Genomic DNA, 25729 nt, shown 5'->3' on the forward strand with positions numbered 1-25729 from the left:
TCGACGTCTAGTGCCACGCGGCCCGGGGAACCGGGAGCGTATGAGGGTTTTAGGCGTTAGTTGCTCATGGATATCTTGCGGATCAGTGATTTGCGGATCGGCTTCACGGTTCACGGGCTCGCCCGCGACGTCGTGAAGGGCGCGAGCTTTCGCGTGCCGGCGGGAAAGACCGTCGCGCTCGTCGGCGAATCCGGTTCGGGCAAGTCGGTGATCTCGCAGGCGATCATGGGGCTGCTCCCGCGCGCCGGCGCCGTCACCGGCGGCGAGATCATGTTCCGCGATCCGCTCGCGCCGGACGAGGCGATCGACATCGCCGCCTTGCCCGCCGAGGGCAAGCAGATCCGCGAATTGCGCGGCGGGCGCATCGGCATGATCTTCCAGGAGCCGATGTCCTCTCTCTCGCCGGTCCACACGATCGGCAACCAGATCGAGGAAGCGCTTCAGCTGCACCGGCCGACGGACAAGCAGACGGCGCGCGCGCAGATCGAGACGATGCTGAAACGCGTCGGCTTCAAGGATCCGGCCCGCGCCTATGGCTATTATCCCTTCGAGCTCTCCGGCGGCCTGCGCCAGCGCGCCATGCTCGCCATGGCCCTGATCTGCCAGCCGGCATTGCTCATCGCCGACGAACCGACGACCGCGCTCGACGTCACCATCCAGGCCCAGGTGCTCGACCTGATGCGCGACCTTCAGGCCGAGATGGGCATGGCGATCCTGCTGATCACCCATGATCTCGGCGTCGTCGCCAACATGGCCGACGAGGTGGTGGTGATCTATCACGGCGAGATCATGGAGAGCGGCCCGGTCGAGGATATCTTCCGGCGCCCGCGCCACCCCTATCTCAAGGCGCTGCTCAAGGCCTCGCCGCATTTCGACATGCAGGAGGGCGAGCGGCTGGTGGCGCTGCGGGAAGCGAGGGCGCGGCCGCCGTCCCCCGCCTCGCCCGTCGCCCAGGCGCCCGCGGCCGTGGCCGCGCGCGGAAATGCCGCGCCGCTGCTCAGCGTGCGGAACCTGCGCAAGGTCTACACCACCGGCTCGCGCAGCTTCTTCGGCAAGGGCACGCTCGCCAGCGTCGTCGCGGTCGACGATGTCGGCTTCGAGATCGCGCGCGGCGAATGTCTCGGCCTCGTCGGCGAAAGCGGCTGCGGCAAGACCACCGTCAGCAAGATCATCATGCGGGCCGTCACGCCGGATGCCGGCACGATCACCTTCGACGACGGCCAGGAACGCACGGACGTCCTGGCACTCGAGGGCGAACCGCTGCGGCGCTTCCGGCAGAAGGTCCAGATGATCTTCCAGGATCCGGTCTCGTCGCTTTCGCCGCGCATGACCGTGATGAGCATCCTGCGCGAGCCGCTCGTCATCCACGGGCGCGGCGAGGGCGAGGAGCAGGTCGCCCGCGTGCGCGCCCTGATGGAGGATGTCGGTCTCGATCCGCGCTTCCTTTCCCGCTACCCGCATTCCTTTTCCGGCGGCCAGCGCCAGCGCATCGGCATCGCCCGCGCGCTTGCGCTCGATCCGAAGCTGATCATTTGCGACGAGCCGGTCTCGGCGCTCGACGTCTCGGTCCAGGCGCAGATCCTCAACCTGCTCAAGGACCTTCAGGCCGAGCGCGGCCTGACCTTCCTGTTCATCTCGCATAATCTCGCAGTGGTGAACTACATGGCCGACAGGATTGCGGTCATGGCCAATGGCCGCATCGTCGAGATCGCGCCGCGTCACGCCCTCTTCACCGCCCCGACCCACCCCTACACCAAGGCGCTGCTGCGCTCGGTGCCCTTCGCCGACCTCGACCGCAAGCTGGACTTCAAGCTGGCTGCGCCCGGCGGCGCCTCCGACACCAGCCATTGGGCCCCGGCCTTCCGGCCGGAGGCCGATGGCGCCGGGCTCGCGCCTCTCGCGCTCGGCGACGGCCATTTCGTGCTGGCGCGCTCCGGCGCCGACCGCAAGGAACTGGTGCCATGACGCTGCGCCGCCACCCCTCCCGCCGCGCGGCGCTCATGCTCGGGGCCGGCGCGCTCGCCGCGGGCGGCTTGCCGCGCCTGGCCGTGGCGCGCGAGCCCCGCCCGATGACCTTCATCGACAGCCCTTACTGGGCGGAGAAGGTGGCGAGCGGGACCATGCCGGTCATCCAGCTGCGCCTGCCGGAATCGCCGCGCGTGATCGCGATCACAGGACCAGACCGGACGCCGGGCCGCCATGGCGGCACGCTGCGCATGCTGATGGGCGACCAGCGCGACATCCGGATGATGACGATCTACGGCTACACGCGGCTCGTCGTCTATGACGAGAATCTCGACCTCGTCCCCGATGTGCTCGAATCCGTCGATGTCCGCGACGGGCGCGTCTTCACGCTGAAGCTGCGCCAGGGCCATCGCTGGTCGGATGGCAGCCCCTTCACCACCGAGGATTTCCGCTACTGGTGGGAGGATGTCGCCAACAATCCGCGGCTCTCGCCGGGCGGACCGCCGCAGGCCCTCCTGGCCGCCGGGGAGAAACCGATTTTCGAGGTGCTGAGCGAGACCGAGCTGCGCTTCAGCTGGAACAACCCGAACCCGATCTTCCTGCCCTCCCTCGCCGACGCGCAGCCGACCTATATCTACATGCCGTCCGGCTATCTGAAGCAGTTCCACGAGGGTTATGCCGACAAGGTCACGCTCCATTCGCGCGTCAAGGCCAGCCGGGTCAGGGACTGGGGCTCGCTGCACGAGCGGATGTCGCGCATGTACCGGCCCGAGAACCCCGATCTGCCGACGCTCGACCCCTGGCGCAACCTGACGCCGCTGCCGGCCGAGCAATTCACCTTCCAGCGCAATCCGTATTTCCACCGCGTCGACCAGGACGGAAGGCAGCTGCCCTATATCGACGAGGCCACGATCACCGTCGGCACGCATTCGCTGGTGCCGGCCAAGACCGCCGCCGGCGAGAGCGACCTGCAGGCACGCTATATCCGCTTCGACAACTACACCTTCCTGAAGGACGCCTCGAAGCGGATGAATTTCGACGTCAGGCTCTGGAAGCGCGCCGAAGGCTCCTGGTTCGCGCTGATGCCGAACCTGAACGTGATCGACCCGGTCTGGCGCGACCTCAACCGCGACGTCCGCTATCGCCGGGCGCTCTCGGTGGCGATCAACCGCAAGGACATCAACAAGGTCATCTTCTTCGGCCTGGCCAAGGAGGGCGGCAACACGGCGCTGCCCGAGAGCCCGCTTTACGACGAGGCGAACGCGACCATGTGGACGCAGGCCGATCCGGCCCTGGCCAACCGCCTGCTCGACGAGATCGGCCTGAGCAAGCGCGACGGCGACGGCATCAGGACGCTGCCGGACGGGCGGCGCCTCGAATTCACCGTCGAGACCGCCGGCGAGAGCACCGAGGAGACCGATATCCTCGACCTGATCAAGCAGGATCTCTACAAGGTCGGGATCAAGATCTACCCGCGCTCGGCCCAGCGCGACGTCTTCCGCCGCCGCATCCTCGCCGGCCAGACGGTGATGTCGGCCTGGGCCGGCATGGACAACGCCCTGGTCGCCGCCGAAATGGAGCCGGAAGCGCTGGCGCCGACCTCATCGATGCAGTTCAACTGGCCGCGCTGGGGCCAATATCTCGAGAGCGGCGGGCGCGAGGGCGAGAAGCCGGACCTGCCGGCGGCCGAGGAACTCGTCGCGCTCTACAAGTCCTGGCGCCGCAGCGCGACGCATGAGGAGCGCCGGGCGATCTGGCAGAAGATGCTGCGGATCAACGCGGAGCAGCTCTTCACCATCGGCGTCGTCAACGGCACGCTCCAGCCCGTCGTGGTCTCGCGCAACCTGCGCAACGTCCCCGAGAAGGGCCTGTACAGTTTCGAGCCCGGTGCTTTCTTCGGCCGCTACATGCCCGACACGTTCTGGTTCGACGACGCGCAGGTCAAGAGCTGAACGATGCTGCTGAAATACATCCTCAAGCGCATTCTGCTGATGGTGCCGACGCTGCTCGTCACCAGCGCGCTGATCTTCACCGTCATCAACCTGCCCGAAGGCGATTATTTCGAGACGCTCGCCGCCGAGATGCAAGCCCAGGGCGAGAAGGCCGATCTCAGCCGGATCGAGTTCCTCAAGAAGGAATACGGCTTCGACAAGCCGCCGGTGGAACGCTATTTCCACTGGGTCACCGGCCTGCTCCAGGGCGATATGGGCTATTCCTTCGAGTATCAGCTCCCGGTCCGCGACATCGTCGGCGACCGCCTGATGCTGACCATCGTGGTCTCCTTCGTCACCATCATCTTCACCTGGGTCGTCGCCTTCCCGATCGGCATCTATTCGGCCACGCACCAGTATAGCTGGGGCGATTACGGCCTGACCTTCCTCGGGCTGATCGGGCTCGCCGTGCCGCATTTCCTGATGGCGCTGGTCTTCATGTATTTCGCCAATGTCTGGTTCGGCACCTCGATCGGCGGGCTCGTCGATCCGCAATATCTCAACCAGCCGATGAGCTGGGCCAAGTTCTGGTCCGTGCTCGAGCATCTCTGGATCCCGGTGATCATCATCGGCGCCGGCGGTACGGCGGGCATGATCCGCGCCGTGCGCGCCAACCTGCTCGACGAGCTGCAGAAGCAGTATTTCGTCACCGCCCGCGCCAAGGGCCTGCCGCCCGGCAAGGCGCTGCGCAAATACCCTTTGCGCATGTCGCTCAACTTCTTCATCTCGGATATCGGCGACATCCTGCCCTCGATCGTCTCCGGCGCCGAGATCGTCGCGATCGTGCTCTCGCTGCAAACGACCGGTCCGCTGCTGATCCGCGCCCTGCAGGCGCAGGACATGTATCTCGCCGGCTCCTTCCTGATGTTCCTGTCCTTCCTGACCGTGATCGGCGTGCTGATCTCGGATATCGCGCTCGCCATCCTCGATCCCCGCATCCGTCTCCAGGGAGCGGCGACCAAGTGAAGCCGCCCCTTCCCGCAGACGGCGCTCCCCTGCCGCATACCGCCTCGACGGCGCCGTTCCAGCCCTATGCGGTCGAGGAGATGACGCCGGAGCAGGAGCGCGTCTATCTCGCCTCGCAATGGCGGCTGATGTGGTGGAAATTCCGCAAGCATAAGCTCGCGGTGATCTCCGGCGTCGTGATCCTGGTGATGTACGCCGCCGTGGCGTTCTGCGAGTTCCTCGCGCCCTACCATTACAGCACCCGCAACACGGACTTCATCCGCGCGCCGCGCCAGGAGGTGCACCTTTTCCATGAGGGGCGCTTCCTCGGCCCCTTCGTCTATCCCTATACCCAGCGCCTCAACATGGAGAACCTGAAGCGCGAATATGATGTCGACCGCAGCCAGCCGCAGCAGATCCGCTTCTTCTGCCGCGGCGATGCCTATGATTTCTGGGGCCTGATCCCCGGCAACCTGCATCTCGTCTGCCCGCCCGAGAACGGCACGCTCTTCCTGCTCGGCTCGGACCGGCTCGGACGCGACATGTTCTCGCGCATCCTCTATGGCGGGCGCATCTCGCTCAGCATCGGCCTGCTCGGCGTCGGCGTCTCCTTCGTGCTCGGCATCATCATCGGCGGCATCGCCGGCTATTACGGCGGCAAGGTCGATCTCGTCGTCCAGCGTGTGATCGAGATCGTCCAGTCCCTGCCGCATATCCCGCTCTGGCTGGCGCTGGCCTCGATCATGCCGCCCTCCTGGAGCCCGCTGGTGGTCTATTTCGGCATCACCCTGATCCTGGGGCTGATGGACTGGACCGGGCTGGCGCGCGCCGTGCGCTCGAAGCTGCTCTCGCTGCGCGAGGAGGATTACGTCGTCGCCGCGCAGCTGATGGGGGCGAAGCCCGCCCGCATCATCGGCCTGCATCTGGTGCCCGGTTTCATGAGCCACCTGATCGCCTCGGCCACGATCACCATTCCGAAGACCATCCTCGGCGAGACGGCGCTGAGCTTCCTCGGGCTCGGCCTGCGTCCGCCGATCACGAGCTGGGGCGTGATGCTGAACGAGGCGCAGAACGTCAATGTGGTGGCGCTCTATCCGTGGTTGCTCTATCCGGTCGTTCCGGTGATCCTGATCATCCTGGCCTTCAACTTCCTCGGCGACGGCTTGCGCGACGCGGCCGATCCCTACCGCTGAGCGCGCCGCCGCATCCTGCTCGCGGACCTGACAACCAGTGCGGATCGCCTTTCATACGCCGCTCAACGCCTTCGACGACGGCAGGATTTCCGGCGACCGGCGCATGGCGCGCCAGCTCGCCGCCGCGCTGGCGCGGCTCGGACATGAGGTCGTTCCGATCACCGACGCGCGCGCCTATATGCGCATGCCCGACACGGGGGCGCTCGCAAGGCGCCAGGCCGAAGCGGACTCGCGCCGGGACGCCCTGCTCTCCGGCTGGCGGGCGAAGGGCGACGCGCCGGAGCTCTGGTTCACCTATCACAGCTACTACAAGGCGCCCGACCTGCTCGGGCCGGAGATCACCCGGCATTTCGGCATTCCCTATGTCGTCGCCGAGGCGAGCGATTCCGGCCGGCGCGCCGAAGGCGAATGGGCCCGGCATGTCGCGCTGGCCCGCAGCGGCTTCTGCGCCGCCGACCTGCATTTCTGCTTCACCGCGCGCGACCGGGAGGGGGTCGAGGCCTGGTGCACGGACCGCACCCGCTTTCTCGAACTGCCGCCCTTCATCGCCCCCGGGCTCCCGGCACCGGCGCGCCGTCCTGCGGCCGGGGCGCCGCGGCTGGTGACCGTCGCGATGATGCGGCCGGGCGTGAAGCGCGACAGCTACCGCGCGCTCGCCACTGCGCTGGAGCGGCTTGCCGCCCTGCCCTGGAGCCTGAGCGTCATTGGCGACGGGCCGGCGCGCCCGGAGGTCGAGGCCATGTTCGCGAACCTGCCGGAGGGACGCGTCTCCTGGCGCGGCGCGCTCGATCGGGAGGCCGTCGCGGCCGGGCTCGCCACCAGTGACATCTTCGTCTGGCCCGGCATCGGCGAGGCCTATGGCCTCGTCTATCTCGAGGCCCAGGCAGCCGGCCTCCCCGTCATCGCCTTCGACAGCGGCGGCGTCTCGTCCACCGTCCGCTGCGGCGAGACCGCGCTGCTGGCGCCGGAGGCCGATATCGGCGCGCTGGGCGATGCGCTTGCGCGGCTGCTGGTCGAGCCGGCCCTGCGCGAGCGCATGGGGGCAGCCGCAAGGACCTTCGTCACCGGCGAGCGCATGCTCGAGCAAGCGAGCGAGATCATCGACACGGGCCTTGCTCTTGCGCTGGCTGCGCGCGCCAGGCGCAAGGCCGGGCAGCAGGGCGCGAGCGCCTCATGAACGATGCGACCTGGGACCCGCTGCTGGCCGAGCTGGATCGCTGGCGCATTGAGGGCCGCCACCTGCGGCTCTGGCTGCGCGACGACGACGCCATCGCGCCCGGCCCGCAGCTCGACAGGCTCGCCGCCCTCGCCGACCGGTTCGACGCGCCGGTGCTGCTCGCCGTGATCCCGCATCTGGCCGAGCCGGCTCTGGTGCCCCGCCTCACGCGCGCCCCGCTTCTGCTGCCCTGCCAGCATGGCAGCCGGCACCGCAACCATGCGCCGGAGGGCGAGAAGAAGGCCGAGTTCGGCCGCCACCGCCCGCTGGCCGCGATGCTCGACGAGATCGCCACGGCAAGGCGGCGGCTCGACGACCTGTTCGGGCCCGCTCTCCTGCCGGTCTTCGTGCCGCCCTGGAACCGGATCGACCGCGAGGTCACTGCCGCCCTGCCGGATCTCGGCTTCACCGGCCTGTCCTGCTTCCGCGGCTTCACGCTGGGCGAGCGGGGCGGACCAGCGCTCGTCAACAGCGAGATCGACATCATCGACTGGCATGGCGGGCGGATCGGCCGGTCGGCTCCCGCGATCGTGAACGAGCTCACGGCCCTTCTCGTGGCCAGGCGCGAGAAGGGCGAGCCGGACGACAGGATCGGCCTGCTTCTGCATCACCGCGATCACGACGAGGCGGCCTGGGCCCTCCTCGATGCACTTCTCGCCCGCCTGGCCTCTCATCCGGCGATCCGCCTCGCCGATCCGCGCCAGTTGTTTTCAGGCACGATCGCTGCCTAAATGAGGCTGCGACGCCGGGTGAGCGTCCGTCATCTGGCGAGGCCGGACTTGGATGGACGCGCGTGTGGCGCTATATCCCGGCCAGTTCCAGGTGCGTTCGCCCTCGCTTGAGGTCGTCTGGCCTTTTTGCGGAGGGCGCCGCGTCCATGCCGTTCAATGTCATCGATCTCAACGGTGCCGAGCGCGCGCCGCGCAGTCCCCATGCGCCGCGCGTGCTGATCTACAGCCATGACACCTTCGGCCTCGGCCATATCCGGCGCTGTCGCGCGATCGCCAACTCGCTGGTGGCAAGCTACCCTCATATATCAGTGATCATCGTCTCGGGCTCGTCGGTGATCTCGAGCTTCCAGTTCGGTGACGGCGTCGATTATGTGCGTATTCCCGGCGTCGAGAAGCAGAGCGACGGCCGCTATTCGCCTCATCACCTGAACCTCGACCTCAGTGACACGATCCGGCTCCGGACCGACCTGATCAAGCAGGTCGTGCTTTCCTTCGATCCGGATGTCGTCATCGTCGACAAGGAGCCCGTCGGCCTGCGCGGCGAATTGCTGCCGTCGCTCGAGCTCCTGCGCCGGCGCGGCGCGCGGATCGTGCTCGGACTGCGCGACGTGCTCGACGAGCCCGGCAAGCTGCTCGAGGAATGGCGCCATAGCGGCGCGCTCGACGCATTGGCCGTCTATGACGACATCTTCGTCTACGGTCTGGAGAGCGTCTACCAGCCGCTGCTCGGCCTGCCGGACCAGCATCTCTTCGCCGACAAGGTTCGCTATACCGGCTATCTCAAGCGGGCGGTGCCCTCGCCCATGCCGCCGAACCGCCATCCGCGCATCACCAAGGGACCGTTCATCCTGGTCACGCCCGGCGGCGGCGGCGACGGCATGGGCCTGATCGACTGGGTGATCTCGGCCTATGAGACCGATCCCACCATCGAATTGCCGGCGCTGATCGTCTTCGGCCCCTTCATGTCGCGCGAGAAACGCAAGGACTTCGCCGAGCGCATCGCCCGCGTGCCCAAGCTCGAAAGCCTCGGCTTCGAGCCGCGGCTCGAGCTCTTGATGAACCGCGCCCACTGCGTCGTCGCGATGGGCGGCTACAACACCTTCTGCGAGATCCTGTCCTTCGACAAACCGGCGCTGATCGTCCCGCGCGTCCGGCCGCGCCTGGAGCAGAGCATCCGCGCCGAGCGCGCCGACGGCCTGCGGCTGGTCGATGTGCTGCACGATCCCGTCGAGACCGGCCAGGGCCCGCGCGATCCGAAACTGATGGCGGCCGCGCTCCATGCCCTGCCCAAGCGCATGCCGCCGTCACAGGCCTTCGTACCCAGCCTGCTCGACGGCCTGCCCGCCATCAGCCGTGCGCTGGCCGACGACCTCTCCATGCCGATCCGCGGACGGGCCCTGGCGCAGAACGCCGCCGCCGTGAGCTGAGCGCCCGCCTGCAGAACATGCAGGAACCGGCCCCAAAAGAGGCTGAGAAAGAGGGCTGACAAGCAAGACGAAAGCTCGCAATATATCAGCCATCGGAGACAGGAGGCGCGGCTTCGGCGCCTTCTCATGGGAGATCCTTCTCGATGGCACAGCTGCTCTTCAAGAACTTCGCCATGCTCGAACCCGACCATGGCGAGCTGCGCCGCGGCTACGAACTGCTGGTCGAGGGAGAGACGATCCGCGAGGTTTCCGACAAGCCGATCAAGGCCGCCAAGGCCGATGCGATCGATTGCGGCGGGCGCACCCTGATGCCCGGCCTGATCGACAGCCATGTCCATGTCTTCCTCTCCGAGGTCTATATCCGCGCCCTGGAAAGCATGCCGCTGACCCTGATGACGGCGCGTGCGGTCAGGCTGATGAAGGGCATGATCGACCGCGGCTTCACCTCGGTGCGCGATACCGGCGGCGCCGACTGGGGCATCAAGGAAGCGGTCGAGAAGGGCGACATCTCCGCCCCGCGCCTGTTCATCGCCGGCGCCGCCATCGGCCCGACCGGCGGTCATAGCGATCCGCGCCGGCGCACCGATTTCGGCGCGCGCTGCCATTGCTGCAACGCCATGGCCTATACGATGAACGTCTCGGACGGCGTTTCCTCCGTGAAGAAATCCGTGCGCGAGCAGATGCGGTTAGGGGCCGACCACATCAAGATCATGATGTCCGGCGGCGTCGCCTCGCCCTATGACCCGCTCGATTCGATGCAGTTCAGCGTCGACGAGGTCCAGGCCGCGGTCGAGGAGGCGAAGGCCTTCGGCCGCTATGTCTGCGCCCATGCCTATACGCCGGAAGCCATCACCCGGGCCGCGCAATGCGGCGTGCGCGCCATCGAGCACGGCAACCTGATCGACGATGCTTCCGCCAAGCTGATGGCCGAGAACAACATGTTCCTGACCGCCAATCTCGTCGCCTATTAGGCGATGAAGGAGCGCGCCGCCGAATTCGGCATGACCGGCGACATGCTGGCCAAGAACGACCTCGTCATCGATGGCGGCCTGCGCTCGCTCGAGATCTGCAAGCGCGCCGGCGTGCCGGTCGCCTATGGCAGCGACCTGCTCGGCCAGCTCCAGGTCGAGCAGTCGCGCGAATTCCTGCTGCGCCGCGAGGTCCTCTCGCCGATCGAGATCATCCGCTCGGCGACGACGGTCGGCGCGCAATTGCTGCGCATGGAGGGCAAGCTTGGCACGCTGCGTGCAGGCGCCTTCGCCGACATCATCCTGGTCGATGGTGATCCGCTCAAGGACCTGGGGCTGTTCCAGAACCAGGGCGCCTCGCTGGCGGCGATCATGAAGGGCGGCGCCTTCCACAAGAACACGCTGCATTGAGGCCGGCGCGGCGGGGAACGCACCGGCCCGAAAGCAGACAGAAACAGTCTTGACTGTTTGTAAGTTGGACCGCAGCTTGCCGCGCAACGAAGAAACGAGGGGACTGGCGTGACGGCCCTACGAGCGCAGAGACCAGCGAGATCGACCACCGGCCGGCCCTGCCTGCCGGACCGGGCTCGCGCCTCTGGAGCGGCCGTTTGAGCGCCGCCACGCGCCCCAGCCTCGGCCGTCTCGCGCTGAACGGCGCCGCCGGCCTGTCGCTCGGCTTCATCCTGCTGCCGCTGATCTTCGTTATTTGGCTCGCCTTCTTCCGGCAGGAGATCCCGTCCTTCCCGCCGGAGGGCTACTCGCTGAAATGGTTCGCCGCGGCGGCGAACAACAAGCCCTTCGTCGACGGTTTCCTGCTCAGCCTCCAGGTCGGCGTGCTGGCGACGCTGATCGGGCTTCTCCTCGGCGTGCCCGCGAGCCTGGCGCTGGTGCGCCACCGCATCCCGCTCGGCCCCGCGCTCAACACCTTGCTGCTGCTGCCGCTGGTCATGCCCGGCATCGTGCTCGGCACCTCGCTCTACGTCTTCCAGATCGAGACCGAGCTCGCCACCGGCTGGCCGCTCCTGGGCTCGGTCTCGGGGCTCGTCGCGGCCCACACGCTCGTCGTCGTGCCCTGGGTGGTCCGGCTGGTGACCGCGAGCCTCGTCGGCTTCGACCGGACCATCGAGGAGGCCGCGCAGAATCTCGGCGCCGGGCCGTGGCAGACCTTCCGGCGCGTCACGCTGCCGAGCATCCGGCCCGGCCTCGTCGCCGCTGCCCTCTTCGGCTTCGTCACCTCCTTCGGCAATCTCGAGATGAGCCTGTTCCTGGTCGGACCGGGCCGCACGACCTTGCCGATCGCGATCCTGCAATATCTCGAATGGAAGATCGATCCGACGGTCGCTGCGGCCTCCGTGATCCAGATCGTCCTGATCGGCGTGGCCATGATCATCACCGACCGTTACGTCAAGCTGAGCCGGGTGGTCTGACTATGGCGCGGCTTTCGATCGACCATCTCCAGAAGATCTACGGCGATTTCGCCGCGGTGGACGACGTCACCATCGACATCGCCGAGGGCGAGTTCCTGGTGCTGCTCGGCCCCTCGGGCTGCGGCAAGACCACGACGCTGCGCATGGTCGCCGGCTTCGTGCCGCCGAGCGCGGGGCGCATTACCATCGGCGAGCGCGACGTCACGACGCTGCCGCCCTGGAAGCGCAATTGCGGGCTGGTGTTCCAGAGCTATGCGCTCTTCCCGCATATGACCGTGGCGGAGAACGTCGCCTTCAGCCTGGAGATGCGCAAGGTTGCGGCCGCCGACCGCGGCACGCGCGTCGCCGAGGCCCTGCGGCTGGTGCAGCTCACCGGCTTCGACGAGCGCTACCCGCGCCAGCTCTCCGGCGGCCAGCAGCAGCGCGTCGCGCTGGCGCGGGCGCTCGCCATGCAGCCCGACGTGCTCCTGCTCGACGAGCCGCTCTCCAATCTCGACGCCAAGCTCCGGCAGGAGGTCCGCGTCGAGATCCGCGACCTGCAGCGCAAGCTCGGCCTGACCACGATCATGGTCACTCACGACCAGGAGGAGGCCCTCACCATGGCCGACCGGCTGGTGGTGATGGAGAAGGGCAAGGTCCGCCAGATCGGCAGCCAGCGCGAGCTCTATGAGAGGCCGGCCGACCGCTTCGTTGCCGGCTTCATCGGCCGCAGCGCTTTCCTCGATGGCGAGATCACGCAACCCGGCCGCTTCCGCAGCCGTGGCGGCCTCGCGATCGCAGCCGTCGCCGCTGCCGGCGCCGGCCCCGCGACGCTCGCCCTGCGGCCCGAGCGCATCGCGGTCGCAGGCGAGGCCGCGGCCAGCGCCAACCGGTTCGAGGCCCGCGTCGAGCACGTCTCCTATCTCGGCGCGCTGCTCGATATCGATGTCCGGCTGTCGGAGCATGACCGCATGCTGCTGCAGCTTCCGAACCGGCAGGGCGGCATCGAGCCGAAGCCGGGCGACACCATCACGATAGGCTGGGCCGAAGACGCCGGGCTCGTCTATCCGCGCGAGTCCTGACGGCTCGAACAGGCGTCCAACAGGGGAGTCACTGCAATGAAGACGATCGATCGGCGCGACGTGCTGAAGGGATTGGGCGCTGCGACGGGTGCGGCCGCCTTGGGCGGGCCGGCCTTCGCCCAGTCCGGCGGCAAGGTCGTGGTCGGCACCTGGGGCGGCGATTATGCCCGCCTGCTGACCAAGAACATCGAGGACCCGATCCTGAAGGGCAAGGGCCTCGAGGTCGTCCAGGACCAGGCCGGCGATGCGCCGCGGCGCGCCAAGATGGTGGCCGAGCGGCGCTTGCCGCGCGGCACGGTCGACATCCAGGGCCTGTCCGCCGCCAACATGTTCGAGATGAACGAGGCCGGCGTCGTCGAGCAGCTCGACTACTCCAAGATCCCGAACGCCAAGAACCTGCTGCCGACGATGAAATATCCCTATGGCGTCGGGCACATCTATTCGGGCAACGTCGTCATCTACAATCCCAAGCTGATCAGCCCCGCGCCGACCGGTTTCAAGGACTGGCTCGACCCGAAATGGGGCAACAAGATCGGCTTCATCGACATCCAGTACCAGTCGATCATGATCGCCGCCTCGATGGCCGCCACCAACGGCGCCAGCATGAACGACCTCGACAAGGCCAAGGACGTCCTGCTCGCCGTCAAGAAGACCGGCGCCCGGGTTTATCCGACCAACGAGGCCTTCGCCCAGGCGATGAAGAACGAGGAGGTCGGCATCAGCGCGATCTGGAAGGCGCGCGTGGTGCAGTGGCAGAATGCCGGCATCCCTTGCGAGGCCGTCTCGCCGGTCGAGGGCATCCCGGCCTATGTCTCCGGCTTCGTCATCCAGAAGAACGCGCCGAACAAGGAGAACGCCTACGCCTATATGAACGCCATGCTGGAGAAGGCGCCGCAGGAGGCCTTCGCCGTCGACATGGGCTATAACGGCACGGTCACCGGCCTCAGCGTCGCGCCCGATCTGCAGAAGCGCATCGGCTTCACCTCCGACGAGGAGAAGCGCCTGAAGGATCTCGACTACGCCTTCCTCGCCAAGAACGATTCGGCGATGAAGGAATGGTGGGACAAGGTCTTCAAGGGCTGAAATGGCCCGTGCATTCTACCACCGCGGCCGTCTGGTGCGGCTTTCTGCGCTTCCGGTGCTCACGGACATCCGTCCGCTGCGCTCCGGTTCTCGAAAGCCGCCCCAGCCAGCTCGCGCTGGCGAATGCCCGAACCATTTCACCGACGCTGGCTTGAGTCGCAGGGGGCTCCCATGAGCACCACCGCCCCGGAAGCCGTCGCCGGCGGGCGCACCCATCTTGCGGGCGCGCTCGTCGTGCCCGCGACGATCTTCGTCGCGATCGGGCTGATCGGCCCGATCGCGATCCTGTTCCGCTATTCGCTGAACCAGTTCATTCCGGGCCAGTTCATGGTCGACGGGCTGACGATCGAGAACTACGTCAAGTTCTTCACCGATTCCTATTATCTCAACGTGCTGCTGCGCACCGTGCGCGTCGCGGTGATCTGCACGGCGATCTGCCTGATCATGGGCTTTCCGCTCGCCTATGTGCTGGCCCGCACCCAGAGCCGCTTCAAGAACCTCTTGATCATGCTGGTCGTGCTGCCGCTCTTCGTCGGCAACGCGGTGCGCGCCGCCGGCTGGATGACCGCCTTCGGCAACAAGGGCGCCTTCAACGCCTCGCTGATGGGGCTCGGCCTGATCGACCAGCCGATCGAGATCATGTTCACCGAGAACGCCGTGCTGATCGGCATCATCGCGGTCAACCTGCCCTTCATGGTGCTGACCCTGCAGAGCGTGATCGAGGGCATCGACCGCAATGTCGAGGAGGCTGCCTTCAGCCTCGGCGCCGGGCCGGCCGCGATGTTTCGCCGCGTTCTCTGGCCACTGGCCCTGCCGGGCATCCTCGCCGGCACGATCCTGACCTTCATCCTGGCGATGAACGCTTATGCCACGCCGGTCCTGCTCGGCGGCCCGAAATTCCAGATGATGGGGCCGCTGGTCTACGGCCAGTTCGCCCAGCAGAACAACTGGCCCTTCGGCGGCGCGATCTCCTTCATCCTGATGACGGCGACGATCCTGCTCACCGTCGCGGCGCATCTGATCGTGCAGCGGCGCTACCGCTGATGTCGCAGCGCCGCGCTTTCGCTGGCCAAGCGACCGGCGGCGCTCTACATCTCGCGAATGACACTTTCCGGCTCTCTCGTCCCCGTCGCGGTCGGCGCCGTCGCCCTGGTGCTGGTGCTCGGCCTGATCAACATGCTGCGCGGCGGCAGCGCCAACACCTCGCAGAACCTGATGCGGCTGCGCGTCGTCCTGCAATTCGTCGCGATCCTGGTCATCATCGGCGTCCTCTGGTGGCGCGGCGGCTGACGACTCCTCAAGCGTAAGCTGTTGATAAAACACACGCTCGGCAGAATTTGCCGCGCGCGGATGTCGCGTTTGCCGCAATCTCGACACGAGTCTATGCGCTTCACTAACGTCCGTTCCGCCGACAAGAAGAACACGTCACTCATGGTACGCGTCGCGTTGCTGACCTTCGCCGGTCTCCTGGCTGCCTCGCCCGTTTTGGCGCAGTCCCAAGCCTTGCCCTCCGGCGTCTCCAGCTACGCGCCAGCCACCGCAGCCCCGACCGCCTCCTGGGAAGCGCGTGTCGGCGCCGCCGCCGCAAATCCGGGCGGCAGGGAGAGCGGCCTGCTCAATTTCAGCGGCGAGTTGCTGACGCCGCGCGTGCTCACCCTCAACGACCGCATCGCCTCGGCCTTCGTGCCGCGCTTCCATATTGGCTCCAGCGCCAATTTCAACGGCACGCGCTATGCCTATGCGGGCGCGACCTGGACCGTCGACATCGCCAGGAACGTCTTCGTCGAGGCCAGCCTCGGCGCGGCGCTGAACGACGGCAAGACCGGCCTGGTCGTCCCCGAGAACCGCCTCACCGTCGGCTGCAACACCGGCACCCGCGAGGCCGCCGCGCTCGGCTACCGGCTCAACGACCGCTGGAGCATCACGGCGACGCTCGAGCATTTCAGCGCCGTCGGCTGCTCGGATGGCGACAAGCCGCGCGGACCGGCCAATTTCGGCGCGCGGCTCGGCTACAGCTTCTGACGCAAGGGAACGTCCGGCGGGCCGTCCGGACCTGCGCGTGGCGGCCTTCCGTTGCCGCTGCGACGCGCTATAACGCCCTCATGGTCAAGCTCAACCGCATCTATACCCGCACCGGCGACACCGGCATGACCGGGCTGGCCACCGGGCCGCGCCGGCCGAAATACGATCTGCGCGTCGCCGCCTATGGCACCGTCGACGAGACCAATGCCTGCGTCGGGCTGGCCCGGCTGCACGCGGCGAGCGAGGATGCCGTCGTCGACGCCATGCTGGAGCGCATCGCCAACGACCTGTTCGATCTCGGAGCCGATCTCTCGACGCCCGATACCGGCGAGCCGCCGGCCTATGAGCCGCTACGCATCGTCCAGTCCCAGGTCGACCGGCTCGAGACCGAGATCGACCAGCTGAACGCGGAGCTCGCGCCGCTGCGCTCCTTCGTCCTGCCCGGCGGCACGGCGGCGGCCACCCATCTGCACCTCGCCCGCACCGTCAGCCGCCGCGCCGAGCGCCTGATGGTCGAGCTCGCGCAGAGCGACGGCGAGCGCGTCTCGGAGCCTGCGCTCAGATACATCAACCGGCTCTCGGATTTCCTTTTCGTCGCGTCCCGCCATCTCAACGCCAGGGCCGGGGGCGATGTGCTCTGGGTTCCGGGCCAGAACCGTTAGGAGCAGCCAGCATGTTCGTGCCGCTGCATGATGGCGTTCCCTTGCGTTTCATGCGCGCGCCCTATGTGACCTATGCCCTGATCTGCGCCTGTTTCGGCGTCTATCTCGGGCTACTGGCCTGGCGCCCGCCTTCGGGCGAGGTCGGCATCATGGCCGGCTTCGGCATGATCCCCTCGGTGCTGTTCGGGACGGCGCAGCTGCCGGCCGACCTGCTGCAGGTCCCGGCTTGGCTGACGCTGTTCAGCAACATCCTGCTGCATGCGAGCTTCGCGCATCTGATCGGCAACATGCTCTTCCTCTGGGTCTTCGGCGACAATGTCGAGGACGCGATGGGCCATCTCCGCTTCCTGCTGTTCTTCTTCCTGTGCGGGCTTGCCGGCTCCCTCGCCCATGCGCTGATGAACCCCGAATCGGAGCAACCCCTGATCGGCGCCTCGGGCGCGATCTCGGGCGTCATCGCCTCCTATCTGATGCTCTATCCGCAGGTGCGGATCTGGGGCCTCGCCTTCAAATGGATTCCGCTCCATATCCCGGCCATGTATGCGCTCGGCGCCTGGATCCTGTTCCAGTTCATCTCGGCCTTCGCCGACCCGCAGGGCAATGTCGGCTGGTGGGCGCATCTCGGCGGACTCGGCGCCGGCGCCGCGCTGACGCCGATCTTCATCCACCGCGGCGTCAGACTGTTCGGGCGTCCCGTGACAGGGTGAGCGCCGCGACTTTGGCGGCGTTGACAAGCGCAAACGGCCATCGCTACGGTCCGTCCGCATTCCAGCCGAGAGCCGCGATGCCGTCCTCCTGCCGCGTGACGCGGCGCGGCCTCGATCGGACCTCTCCCGAACGGTGAAGTGACGATGAAGATCCTTGTGCCCGTCAAGCGGGTTGTCGATTTCAATGTGAAGATCCGCGTGAAGGGTGACGGCTCGGGCGTCGAGCTTGCCAATGTGAAGATGTCGATGAACCCGTTCGACGAGATCGCCGTCGAGGAGGCGCTGCGCCTGAAGGAGGCCGGCAAGGCAACCGAGGTCATCGTCGTCTCGGTCGGCCCGCAGCAGGCGGCCGAGACGATCCGCACCGGTCTCGCCATGGGCGCCGACCGCGGCATCCTGGTCAAGGCCGAAGGCACCGTCGAGCCGCTCGCCGTCGCCAAGCTCCTCAAGAAGATCGTCGAGCAGGAGAGCCCCGAGCTCGTCATCCTCGGCAAGCAGGCGATCGACGATGATTCGAACCAGACCGGCCAGATGCTGGCCGCCCTGCTCGACTGGCCGCAAGGCACCTTTGCCTCCAAGGTCGTGGTCGGCGACGGCGCGATCGACGTCACCCGTGAGGTCGATGGCGGCCTGCAGACGGTCTCGCTGAAGCTGCCGGCGATCGTCACCACCGACCTGCGCCTCAACGAGCCGCGCTATGCCTCGCTGCCCAACATCATGAAGGCCAAGAAGAAGCCGCTGGACGAGACCACGGCCGAGACGCTGGGCGTCGATATCGCGCCGCGCCTGAAAGTCCTGAAGACGACCGAGCCGCCCGGACGCTCCGCCGGCGTCAAGGTCTCGTCCGTCGCCGAACTGGTGTCCAAGCTCAAGAACGAAGCAGGAGTTCTCTAAGACCATGACGACCCTGCTCCTCGCCAAGCACGACAACAAGAGCCTCAACGAGGCGACCCGCAAGGCCCTGACCGCCGCCAGGGAACTCGGCGCTCCGGTGCATGTCCTGGTCGCCGGCCTGGGCGCCAAGGCGGTCGCCGATGCCGCCGCCAAGCTCGACGGCGTCGAGAAGGTGCTGCTCGCCGACGATGCCGCCTACGAGCATCGCCTGGCCGAGCCGCTCGCGGCCCTGATCGTCGCGCTCGCCGGCCCCTATGACGCGCTCGTTGCGCCCGGCACCACGACCGGCAAGAACGTGATGCCGCGCGTCGCCGCCCTGCTCGACGTGATGCAGGTCTCGGAAGTCACGAAGATCGTCTCGCCCGACACGTTCGAGCGGCCGATCTATGCCGGCAACGCCATCCAGACCGTGCAATCGGCCGAGGCCAAGAAGGTCCTCACCATTCGCGGCGCCTCCTTCCAGGCGACCGCCGACGGCAGCGCCGCTGCACCGGTCGAAGCCGTCAGCGGCGGCGAGAATACCGGCTCCTCGAGCTTCAAGGGCGAAGAGGTCGCGAAATCCGACCGTCCGGAGCTGGCCTCGGCCAAGATCATCATCTCGGGCGGCCGCGCGCTCGCCTCCTCGGAGAATTTCACCAAGGTGATCGAGCCCGTCGCCGACAGGCTCGGCGCCGCCATGGGCGCCTCGCGCGCCGCGGTCGACGCCGGCTACGCCCCCAACGACTGGCAGGTCGGCCAGACCGGCAAGGTCGTGGCGCCGGAGCTCTACATCGCGGTCGGCATCTCGGGCGCGATCCAGCATCTCGCCGGCATGAAGGACTCCAAGGTGATCGTCGCCATCAACAAGGACGAGGAGGCGCCGATCTTCCAGGTCGCCGATTACGGCCTGGTCGGCGATCTCTTCACCATCCTGCCCGAACTCGAGAAAGAGCTCGAGAAGGCCGGCCGGTAAACGATACGCCGCTGGAAACCAGCGGTACGGGACAGCATCCGGGCCGCCGCCTTCAGGCGGCCCGCATCGCTTTCGCGACGGGAGCGATGAGACGAGAGATGGATCAGGACATGGCGGACCAGGCGATCAAGACGATCGGCATCATCGGCGCGGGGCAGATGGGCAACGGCATCGCCCATGTCGCGGCCGTCGCGGGCTTCGACGTCAAGCTGCACGACGTAGCTGAGGACCGGATCAAGTCTGCGCTCGCGACGATCGACGGCAACATGGCGCGCCAGGTCGCCAAGGGCGCCATGGACGATTCGCTGCGCCGCGACGCCATGGCCAAGATCGCCTCGACCCCGACCCTCGAGGGGCTCGGCGAATGCGACCTCATCATCGAGGCTGCGACCGAGAGCGAGGAGACCAAGCGCAAGATCTTCACCGCCGTCTGCGCGCATATCAAGCCGGAGACGATGCTCGCCTCCAACACCTCGTCGATCTCGATCACGCGGCTCGCCGCCGCGACCGACCGGCCGGAACGCTTCATCGGCATCCATTTCATGAATCCGGTGCCGCTGATGCAGCTCGTCGAGCTGATTCGCGGCATTGCCACCGACGACCACACCTTCGAGGCGGCGCGCAGCTTCATCGGTAAGCTCCACAAGACCGTGACGGTCTCGGAGGATTTCCCGGCCTTCATCGTCAACCGCATCCTGCTGCCGATGATCAACGAGGCGGTCTACACGCTCTATGAGGGCGTCGGTTCGGTCGAGGCGATCGACACCGCCATGAAGCTCGGCGCCAACCACCCGATGGGGCCGCTCCAGCTCGCCGATTTCATCGGCCTCGACACCTGTCTGTCGGTGATGCAGGTGCTTCATGACGGCCTGGCCGATTCGAAATACCGGCCCTGCCCGCTTCTGGTGAAATATGTCGAGGCCGGCTGGCTCGGCCGCAAGACCAAGCGCGGCTTCTACGATTATCGCGGCGAGAAGCCGGTTCCGACGCGCTGAGAGAGCAGGCCCTTCCGCAGCCCTCCTCTCCTCCCGCGGCGAGGATTGGAGCGATGGGCCGGACTGCCCCGGCCGTTAGCGTCAATCGTCCACCAAAATCAGAATCGTAGCGCGGCGCTCACGACATCGTCGCGCCGCACCATCTTCACAATCCTGTCGTCTCGCGCGTACATTGAGCTGTGAGCGGGATTCGTCCTGCTTCGAACAGCGGAGGTGCGACGGGTTTGACGGCGCATGTGATGCATCCGATGGCGTCGCCGGACGGTTGTCCGGCCTTGGTGCTCAACGCGGATTTCCGCCCGCTGAGCTACTACCCTCTCTCGTTGTGGAGCTGGCAGGACGCGATCAAGGCGGTCTTCATGGACCGGGTCAACATCGTCTCGGAATACGACACGATCGTCCGCAGCCCGAGCTTCAACATGAAGCTGCCCTCGGTCGTCTCGCTGAAGACCTATATCAAGCCGTCGCGGACGCCGGCCTTCACCCGGTTCAACGTTTTCCTGCGGGACCGGTTCTCCTGCCAGTATTGCGCCACGCGCGAGGACCTGACCTTCGACCACGTCGTCCCCCGCTCCAAGGGCGGCCTGACGACCTGGGACAACGTGGTCGCGGCCTGCTCGCCCTGCAACCTGCGCAAGGGCGACAAGATGCCGGCCGCTGTCGGCATGCTGCCGATGCAAAAACCCTTCGCGCCGACGGTCAACGACCTGCACCGCAACGGCAAGCTCTTCCCGCCGAACTATCTGCACGAGAGCTGGCTCGACTATCTCTATTGGGATTCCGAGCTGGAGCCGTAGGCTGTTTGGCCGAAGCTGTTATCTCGGGTCGGTAATAGCGGCGCGATAGCGCAAGGAGCCGGCCGCATTGAGCAATGGGGCGAGCAGCGTCGCAAACCATGCCCGCCCCCGCTCGCTCAGCCGATCCGCAAGCCGCGCTTGATCGCGGCATAGAGATAGGCGGCTTCTTCTCTGGCTTCGGGTGACACGGTGACGGCACGCAGGAAGCTGTGTTCCAGATTCTTCGCAACACGCATCTCGGCTTTCGCTCCGTCCGCGTTCATCCGCTCCCCATAGAGCAGTCCCTCGTCATAGAGCGGATCGAGTTCCGCGACATGGATGAAGGCCGGCGGGAGATTCGCATAGTTCGTCGCCTGGAGCGGGACGGCATAGGGATCCTTGGTGTCGAGCTTATCTGACAGATAGGCCTTCAGATAGAATTCGAGGTCGTTCTTGTTGAATTGCGGATCATGATTGATCCGCACATAGCTGTCGGTCTCCAGATCCGTGTTCATCGGGCCCGGATACAGCAGCACCTGCATCGCCAGCTTCGGGCCCTGCCGGTCGCGGCTCATCATCGAGATGGCCGCGGTCAAGCCGCCGCCGGCGCTGTCGCCCGCGATCGCGAGCCTATCGAGGTCGATCTTGTAGCGGTCGGCGTATTTCTCGAGCCATTGCAAGGTGAAGAAGCCGTCATCGACCGCGGCCGGATAGGGGTTTTCCGGCGCCCGGCGGTAATGCACGGCGACGATCTGGGCGCCGGTGCCGGCCGCCAGGTTCGCGACGACGGTGTCGTGGGTGTAGAGGCTGCCCGACATGTAGCCGCCACCGTGGAAATAGACGACCGTCGGCTGCTCCTCGTCGGTCTTCTGGCTGTAGATCCGGATCGGGATCTCCCGCCCGGGCGCAGCGATGAACCAGTTCGTCACGGTCAGGCTGGCCGGATAGGGCTCTTTGAAGATGTCGGCATAGGCCTCGAATTGCGCGCGGCGCTCGTTCGGGTCGCGCGGCCGGGGCTTCGACCCGCCACGAACGTCGCTCACCCGCTTCTTGTACTCGGTCATTGCGTGTTCAAGCATCTTACCCTCTTCTCCAGTGTTCGTGGCGCGGTATCGGCCACTCGGAAAACTGCTCAGGCCTACGAAACCCTCTTCCGGCAGAGTGTGGACGACGATCAGTCGGAAGCGTCTCGTGGAGAGCTCAGGTCGCGCAGCCCGTCGCCAAGCAGGTTGATGCCCAGCACCAGGAGCACGAGCGCGACGCCGGGGATGGTGATCACCCAGGGCGTGAAGAAGACGTAGTTCCGGCCTTCGGCGATCATCAGCCCCCAGGACGGAAGCGGCGGCTGGACGCCGAGGCCGAGGAAGGAGAGCGCCGCCTCGAGCAGGATCGCGTGGGCGATCTCGAGCGTGAAGACGACCAGGATCGGCCCCAGGATGTTGGGCAGCACGTGCCAGAGCAGGATCCTGACGTCCGAGCCGCCATATGAGCGCGCCGCGACGATGTACTCGCTGTCGCGCAGCTGCATGACGGTCGCTCGCGCCACCACCGCGAAGCGATCCCACAGCAGCAGGCCGAGCACGGCGACAACGACGGTGAGCGAGCTTCCGATGAGCCCGACCACGGCGAGCGCGACGAGCACGATCGGCATGGCGAGACGCACGGTGATGAAGAAGGAGATCACCATGTCGAGGCGGCCGCCATAATAGCCGGCGAGCATGCCCAGCAGGATGCCGATCGAGCCCGAGATCAGGACGGTGCCGAAGCCGATCAGCAGCGAGATCCGGCTGCCATAGATGAGCCGGCTCAGATAGTCGCGGCCGAGCTGGTCGGTGCCGAGCATATGCGCCCAGCTGCCCTCACCGGCCCAGACCGGCGGCTTCAGCCGCATCGGCAGGTCCTGGAGATAGGGATCGTACGGAGCCAGGAGCGGTGCGGCAACGGCGCAAAGGATGGCGAGGAGGACGATCGCGCCGCCGATGCTCGCGCCGCTGTTGCGCAGCCAGCGCCTGGCGCGCGAGCGCAGAGCCGATGCCGGGGACTGCCCCGCGAGAGACAGATCCGTCATTGCAGGCGCACCCGAGGATCGATGGCGGCGTTCAGCAGGTCGGACGCCAGGGTGAGGACGACGAAGATCATCGAGAACATCAGCACGATCGACTGGACGACGGGGAAATCGGCGCGCTGGATCGATTCCCAGCTCAGATAGCCGACGCCATGGAGCGCGAAGACCGTCTCGACCACGGTCGAGCCTCCGAGCAGGAACCCGAACTGCACCGCGGTGAGCGCCACGACCGGCATCAGCGCGTTGCGCAGCGCATGGGTGGTGACGATGGCCCTGACGCTCAAGCCCTTGGCGCGCGCCGTCCGGATGTAGTCCGCCTGCAGGACCTCGATCATCCCGGCCCGTGTCAGGCGCATGATCGCCGGCATGGCGTAATAGGCGAGCACCACGACCGGCAGGATATAGCCCTGCCACTCCTCGCTGCCGGACAAGGGCAGCACCTGCCAGTGCAGCCCGAAGATGTAGATCAGCATCAGGGCGAGCCAGAAGCTCGGCACGGCCTGGCCGATCACCGCCGTCGTCAGGCAGAGCCTGTCCAGCCAGCTGTTCCGCTTCAGGGCGGCGCAGATGCCGAGCGGAACCGCGAGCAGCAGCGCGAGCCCGATCGACAGGGTCGCGACGGTGAAGGTGACGGGGACGCGCTCCAGGATCAGCGCGGAGACCGGCTGCTTGAAGTAATACGACTCACCGAGATCGCCGCGGAGGATGTTCCCGAGCCAGTCGGCGTATTGCAGCACGAGCGGCCGATCCAACCCGTAGGTGATCCGAATCTGCTCGACCTGTTCGGAACTCGCGCCCTCGCCGGCGAGGGCCTGGGCGAGATCGGTCGAGAGGCGCAGCACCCCGAACGACACGACCGAGACCGTGAAGGCGACCAGGACGGCGACGAGAATCCGTTTCAGCGCGAAACTTGCCAATGTGAACCTCACTCAGGACTGTGGTCGGCCGACGGGTTTGTGGCGTTCACTTCCAGGACGCGCGGTAGAACCGGTTGATCTCGTCCGGCGACGGCGTGAAATCGAGCTCCTTCGAGAACGCGTAGTTGTTCACGATCTCGACGAGCGGGAGCCAGTAGACCTGATCCAGGATGCGATCCTGGGCTTCCTTGTAGAATTTCGTCCGCTCCTCGAGCGACTGTGTGCCGTCGGCCTTGCGGATCGCCTCCGTCACCGCCGGGTCGCGCGAGAGATCCTGCGGCGCCTCGCCGAAATAGGTCCCGAAGGCGATCGAGGCGTCGCTGATGCCCCAGAAGCCGGTCGAGGCGTGGAAGAGCGGCATCTCGCGCTTGACCCATTTGTCGCGGAAGGCGGCCCAGACGTTGAAGTTCATGTTGGCGCGGATGCCGACGCGCTGGAGGTCGCCGATGACCGCCTCGGTGATGAACCGGTCGGACGTCGAGCCGATCGAGGTCTCGAACCCGTCCGGCAGCCCGGCTTTCGCCAGAAGCTCCTTGGCCTTGGCCGGATCATAGGCGTAGTCGACCCCCGGCTCGGGACAGGCGAGCTGCTTGGTCGCGCAGATCGTCTTGAGCGTGGCGGCCTCACCGCGGATGAGGTTCTTCGCGATCGCGTCCCGGTTGATCGCGTGGGCGACGGCGCGCCGGACCTCGGGACGCGAGAGCGGCGACTGCTGATCGAGGGCGTTGAAGGTCAGGAAGGCGACCCGGAGCGTCGGCGAGCGCGAGATCCGGACGGTGGGGACCGTCTCGAGCTGATCGGCCTGGTCCGGCGTCAGCCGCCAGAGGAAATCGGCGCGCTTCGTCATCAGCTCGCCCATCATCAGGTTGAGGTCCTTCTGGGTCCGGACCGCGACCCGCTTGATGCGCGCCTTGGATTTCGGCCCACCGGAGAAATAGGCCACGTTGCGCTCCATCACGTATTCGCGGCCGGGCGTGAAGGAGGTGATCTTGTAGGGGCCGGTGCCGACGGGGTTCTTGCCCATCCCGGCGGTGCCCACCTGCCTGTAATACTGATCCGGATAGATCGGCACGCCGAGCGAGAGATATTCCAGCGCCGCCGGGAACGGACGCTTCAGCTTGATGCGGACGGTGTATTGATCGACCTTCTCGACGGAGTCGATCCAGGAGACCATCTGCACCAGCAGGATCTTGTTGTTCGGATCCTTGACGTAGTCGATCGTGTAGACGACGTCGTCGGCGTCGAAATCTTCGTCATTGTGGAACTTGACGCCCTTGCGCAGCTCGAAGACGAGGCTGGTCGGGTTCTCCCATGTCCAGCCCGTGGCGAGGTTGCCGACATATTTCCCAGTTTCGGGATCGCGATCGACCAGGCCGTCCCAGACGTTGTTGATCAGCGTGAGGCCGGAATGGTCCGTGAAATAATAGACATCGAGGGTGGTCTGCTCGCGGTCCCACGAGACGGTGAGCGTGTCGTTCGACTTTCCCGCAAAGGCGGGAGCGGCGGCGGTCAGGCCGAGCAGCAGCGCAGCAACGCGTGAAATGGTCATCGCGGTCCCCTTGTATCGTTGCAAGTGATCGACGTTTCTCCGGCCGCGCCTGCGGCCGGATGGGCCCACAGCCGCTTCGCGGGGCGCAGGAAAGGCGCGGCGAGCCGGAACGGCCCGGCCGCCCCGGCAGCGGCCGGCGCCGCTCTTCCTGAAGACATCCTCGAGATTGCTGCAACCGAGCCT

At 66.6% G+C, this 25729-nt stretch carries 23 protein-coding genes and 1 pseudogene; 20 read left to right on the forward strand and 4 right to left on the reverse strand.

Annotated elements, in window-relative coordinates:
• The first annotated feature begins 66 nt into the window (after positions 1–66).
• From ACTIF2_RS06840 to ACTIF2_RS06935, 20 genes and pseudogenes are all read left to right on the forward strand, one after another.
• On the forward strand, positions 67–1965 hold the full coding sequence (locus ACTIF2_RS06840) for an ABC transporter ATP-binding protein (protein WP_439496293.1): 1899 nt from the start codon (positions 67–69) through the stop codon (positions 1963–1965).
• A complete protein-coding gene (locus ACTIF2_RS06845) occupies positions 1962–3917 on the forward strand; it encodes an ABC transporter substrate-binding protein (protein WP_439496294.1) in 1956 nt (651 codons plus the stop codon). Before ACTIF2_RS06840 ends, ACTIF2_RS06845 begins: the two co-directional genes overlap by 4 nt.
• Positions 3918–3923: 6 nt before the next feature.
• Entirely contained in the window at positions 3924–4922 is a 999-nt protein-coding gene (locus ACTIF2_RS06850; protein ID WP_439496501.1) for an ABC transporter permease, read from the forward strand.
• Positions 4919–6094 (forward strand): ABC transporter permease, encoded by a 1176-nt coding sequence (locus ACTIF2_RS06855; protein WP_439496295.1) that lies wholly within the window; start codon positions 4919–4921, stop codon positions 6092–6094. The genes ACTIF2_RS06850 and ACTIF2_RS06855 overlap by 4 nt, the downstream gene beginning before the upstream one ends.
• Positions 6095–6131: 37 nt before the next feature.
• Positions 6132–7271, forward strand: a complete 1140-nt coding sequence (locus tag ACTIF2_RS06860) for a glycosyltransferase (protein ID WP_439496296.1) — start codon at positions 6132–6134, stop codon at positions 7269–7271.
• Positions 7268–8041, forward strand: coding sequence for a polysaccharide deacetylase family protein (locus ACTIF2_RS06865; RefSeq protein WP_439496297.1), 774 nt, complete (start codon positions 7268–7270; stop codon positions 8039–8041). Before ACTIF2_RS06860 ends, ACTIF2_RS06865 begins: the two co-directional genes overlap by 4 nt.
• A gap of 146 nt (positions 8042–8187) precedes the next feature.
• On the forward strand, positions 8188–9468 hold the full coding sequence (locus tag ACTIF2_RS06870) for a glycosyltransferase family protein (RefSeq protein ID WP_439496298.1): 1281 nt from the start codon (positions 8188–8190) through the stop codon (positions 9466–9468).
• Positions 9469–9776: 308 nt separating this feature from the next.
• Positions 9777–10847: pseudogene (locus tag ACTIF2_RS06875) on the forward strand (metal-dependent hydrolase family protein).
• 197 nt (positions 10848–11044) lie between these two features.
• Positions 11045–11863 carry an ABC transporter permease gene (locus ACTIF2_RS06880; RefSeq protein WP_439496299.1) on the forward strand — a complete coding sequence of 273 codons (819 nt, stop codon included), beginning with the start codon at positions 11045–11047 and terminating at the stop codon, positions 11861–11863.
• A 2-nt stretch (positions 11864–11865) separates the two neighbouring features.
• Positions 11866–12924: an ABC transporter ATP-binding protein gene (locus ACTIF2_RS06885; protein ID WP_439496300.1), complete on the forward strand. Its 1059-nt coding sequence runs from the start codon at positions 11866–11868 to the stop codon at positions 12922–12924.
• Positions 12925–12960: 36 nt separating this feature from the next.
• Positions 12961–14007, forward strand: a complete 1047-nt coding sequence (locus ACTIF2_RS06890) for an extracellular solute-binding protein (RefSeq protein ID WP_439496301.1) — start codon at positions 12961–12963, stop codon at positions 14005–14007.
• A gap of 171 nt (positions 14008–14178) precedes the next feature.
• Complete coding sequence (locus ACTIF2_RS06895; RefSeq protein WP_439496302.1) at positions 14179–15051, forward strand: ABC transporter permease; 873 nt, start codon at positions 14179–14181, stop codon at positions 15049–15051.
• A 57-nt stretch (positions 15052–15108) separates the two neighbouring features.
• On the forward strand, positions 15109–15297 hold the full coding sequence (locus ACTIF2_RS06900; protein ID WP_439496303.1) for a twin transmembrane helix small protein: 189 nt from the start codon (positions 15109–15111) through the stop codon (positions 15295–15297).
• 141 nt (positions 15298–15438) lie between these two features.
• Positions 15439–16029, forward strand: coding sequence for an acyloxyacyl hydrolase (locus ACTIF2_RS06905; protein WP_439496304.1), 591 nt, complete (start codon positions 15439–15441; stop codon positions 16027–16029).
• 80 nt (positions 16030–16109) lie between these two features.
• Entirely contained in the window at positions 16110–16691 is a 582-nt protein-coding gene (locus tag ACTIF2_RS06910; RefSeq protein ID WP_439496305.1) for a cob(I)yrinic acid a,c-diamide adenosyltransferase, read from the forward strand.
• A gap of 11 nt (positions 16692–16702) precedes the next feature.
• Positions 16703–17398, forward strand: coding sequence for a rhomboid family intramembrane serine protease (locus ACTIF2_RS06915; protein ID WP_439496306.1), 696 nt, complete (start codon positions 16703–16705; stop codon positions 17396–17398).
• A 144-nt stretch (positions 17399–17542) separates the two neighbouring features.
• Complete coding sequence (locus ACTIF2_RS06920) at positions 17543–18292, forward strand: electron transfer flavoprotein subunit beta/FixA family protein (protein ID WP_439496307.1); 750 nt, start codon at positions 17543–17545, stop codon at positions 18290–18292.
• Between the two features lie 4 nt (positions 18293–18296).
• Positions 18297–19244: an electron transfer flavoprotein subunit alpha/FixB family protein gene (locus ACTIF2_RS06925; protein ID WP_439496308.1), complete on the forward strand. Its 948-nt coding sequence runs from the start codon at positions 18297–18299 to the stop codon at positions 19242–19244.
• Positions 19245–19342: 98 nt separating this feature from the next.
• A complete protein-coding gene (locus tag ACTIF2_RS06930) occupies positions 19343–20239 on the forward strand; it encodes a 3-hydroxybutyryl-CoA dehydrogenase (RefSeq protein ID WP_439496309.1) in 897 nt (298 codons plus the stop codon).
• Between the two features lie 239 nt (positions 20240–20478).
• Positions 20479–21036, forward strand: a complete 558-nt coding sequence (locus tag ACTIF2_RS06935) for an HNH endonuclease (RefSeq protein ID WP_439496310.1) — start codon at positions 20479–20481, stop codon at positions 21034–21036.
• A gap of 116 nt (positions 21037–21152) precedes the next feature.
• On the opposite strand, the gene ACTIF2_RS06940 is transcribed toward ACTIF2_RS06935, so the two are convergent.
• From ACTIF2_RS06940 to ACTIF2_RS06955, 4 genes are all read right to left on the reverse strand, one after another.
• Positions 21153–22094 carry an alpha/beta hydrolase gene (locus ACTIF2_RS06940; RefSeq protein WP_439496311.1) on the reverse strand — a complete coding sequence of 314 codons (942 nt, stop codon included), beginning with the start codon at positions 22092–22094 and terminating at the stop codon, positions 21153–21155.
• A gap of 95 nt (positions 22095–22189) precedes the next feature.
• Positions 22190–23083, reverse strand: coding sequence for an ABC transporter permease (locus tag ACTIF2_RS06945; protein ID WP_439496312.1), 894 nt, complete (start codon positions 23081–23083; stop codon positions 22190–22192).
• The gene (locus ACTIF2_RS06950) at positions 23080–23997 is read right to left on the reverse strand and encodes an ABC transporter permease (RefSeq protein WP_439496313.1); all 918 of its coding nucleotides are present in this window, start codon (positions 23995–23997) and stop codon (positions 23080–23082) included. The genes ACTIF2_RS06945 and ACTIF2_RS06950 overlap by 4 nt, the downstream gene beginning before the upstream one ends.
• A 46-nt stretch (positions 23998–24043) precedes the next feature.
• Complete coding sequence (locus tag ACTIF2_RS06955) at positions 24044–25546, reverse strand: ABC transporter substrate-binding protein (protein WP_439496314.1); 1503 nt, start codon at positions 25544–25546, stop codon at positions 24044–24046.
• Between the last annotated feature and the right edge of the window lie 183 nt (positions 25547–25729).

Source organism: Allobosea sp. (assembly GCF_051860145.1).
GTDB lineage: Bacteria > Pseudomonadota > Alphaproteobacteria > Rhizobiales > Beijerinckiaceae > Allobosea.

What these genes read in the sequence shown, in the direction of transcription:
- ACTIF2_RS06840 (WP_439496293.1), top strand. Translation starts at nt 67, where the DNA reads ATGGATATCTTGCGGATCAGTGATTTGCGGATCGGCTTCACGGTTCAC.
- ACTIF2_RS06845 (WP_439496294.1), top strand. Translation starts at nt 1,962, where the DNA reads ATGACGCTGCGCCGCCACCCCTCCCGCCGCGCGGCGCTCATGCTCGGG.
- ACTIF2_RS06865 (WP_439496297.1), top strand. Translation starts at nt 7,268, where the DNA reads ATGAACGATGCGACCTGGGACCCGCTGCTGGCCGAGCTGGATCGCTGG.
- ACTIF2_RS06870 (WP_439496298.1), top strand. Translation starts at nt 8,188, where the DNA reads ATGCCGTTCAATGTCATCGATCTCAACGGTGCCGAGCGCGCGCCGCGC.
- ACTIF2_RS06885 (WP_439496300.1), top strand. Translation starts at nt 11,866, where the DNA reads ATGGCGCGGCTTTCGATCGACCATCTCCAGAAGATCTACGGCGATTTC.
- ACTIF2_RS06890 (WP_439496301.1), top strand. Translation starts at nt 12,961, where the DNA reads ATGAAGACGATCGATCGGCGCGACGTGCTGAAGGGATTGGGCGCTGCG.
- ACTIF2_RS06895 (WP_439496302.1), top strand. Translation starts at nt 14,179, where the DNA reads ATGAGCACCACCGCCCCGGAAGCCGTCGCCGGCGGGCGCACCCATCTT.
- ACTIF2_RS06900 (WP_439496303.1), top strand. Translation starts at nt 15,109, where the DNA reads ATGACACTTTCCGGCTCTCTCGTCCCCGTCGCGGTCGGCGCCGTCGCC.
- ACTIF2_RS06905 (WP_439496304.1), top strand. Translation starts at nt 15,439, where the DNA reads ATGGTACGCGTCGCGTTGCTGACCTTCGCCGGTCTCCTGGCTGCCTCG.
- ACTIF2_RS06910 (WP_439496305.1), top strand. Translation starts at nt 16,110, where the DNA reads ATGGTCAAGCTCAACCGCATCTATACCCGCACCGGCGACACCGGCATG.
- ACTIF2_RS06915 (WP_439496306.1), top strand. Translation starts at nt 16,703, where the DNA reads ATGTTCGTGCCGCTGCATGATGGCGTTCCCTTGCGTTTCATGCGCGCG.
- ACTIF2_RS06920 (WP_439496307.1), top strand. Translation starts at nt 17,543, where the DNA reads ATGAAGATCCTTGTGCCCGTCAAGCGGGTTGTCGATTTCAATGTGAAG.
- ACTIF2_RS06925 (WP_439496308.1), top strand. Translation starts at nt 18,297, where the DNA reads ATGACGACCCTGCTCCTCGCCAAGCACGACAACAAGAGCCTCAACGAG.
- ACTIF2_RS06930 (WP_439496309.1), top strand. Translation starts at nt 19,343, where the DNA reads ATGGATCAGGACATGGCGGACCAGGCGATCAAGACGATCGGCATCATC.
- ACTIF2_RS06935 (WP_439496310.1), top strand. Translation starts at nt 20,479, where the DNA reads ATGCATCCGATGGCGTCGCCGGACGGTTGTCCGGCCTTGGTGCTCAAC.
- ACTIF2_RS06940 (WP_439496311.1), bottom strand. Translation starts at nt 22,094, where the DNA reads ATGCTTGAACACGCAATGACCGAGTACAAGAAGCGGGTGAGCGACGTT.
- ACTIF2_RS06945 (WP_439496312.1), bottom strand. Translation starts at nt 23,083, where the DNA reads ATGACGGATCTGTCTCTCGCGGGGCAGTCCCCGGCATCGGCTCTGCGC.
- ACTIF2_RS06955 (WP_439496314.1), bottom strand. Translation starts at nt 25,546, where the DNA reads ATGACCATTTCACGCGTTGCTGCGCTGCTGCTCGGCCTGACCGCCGCC.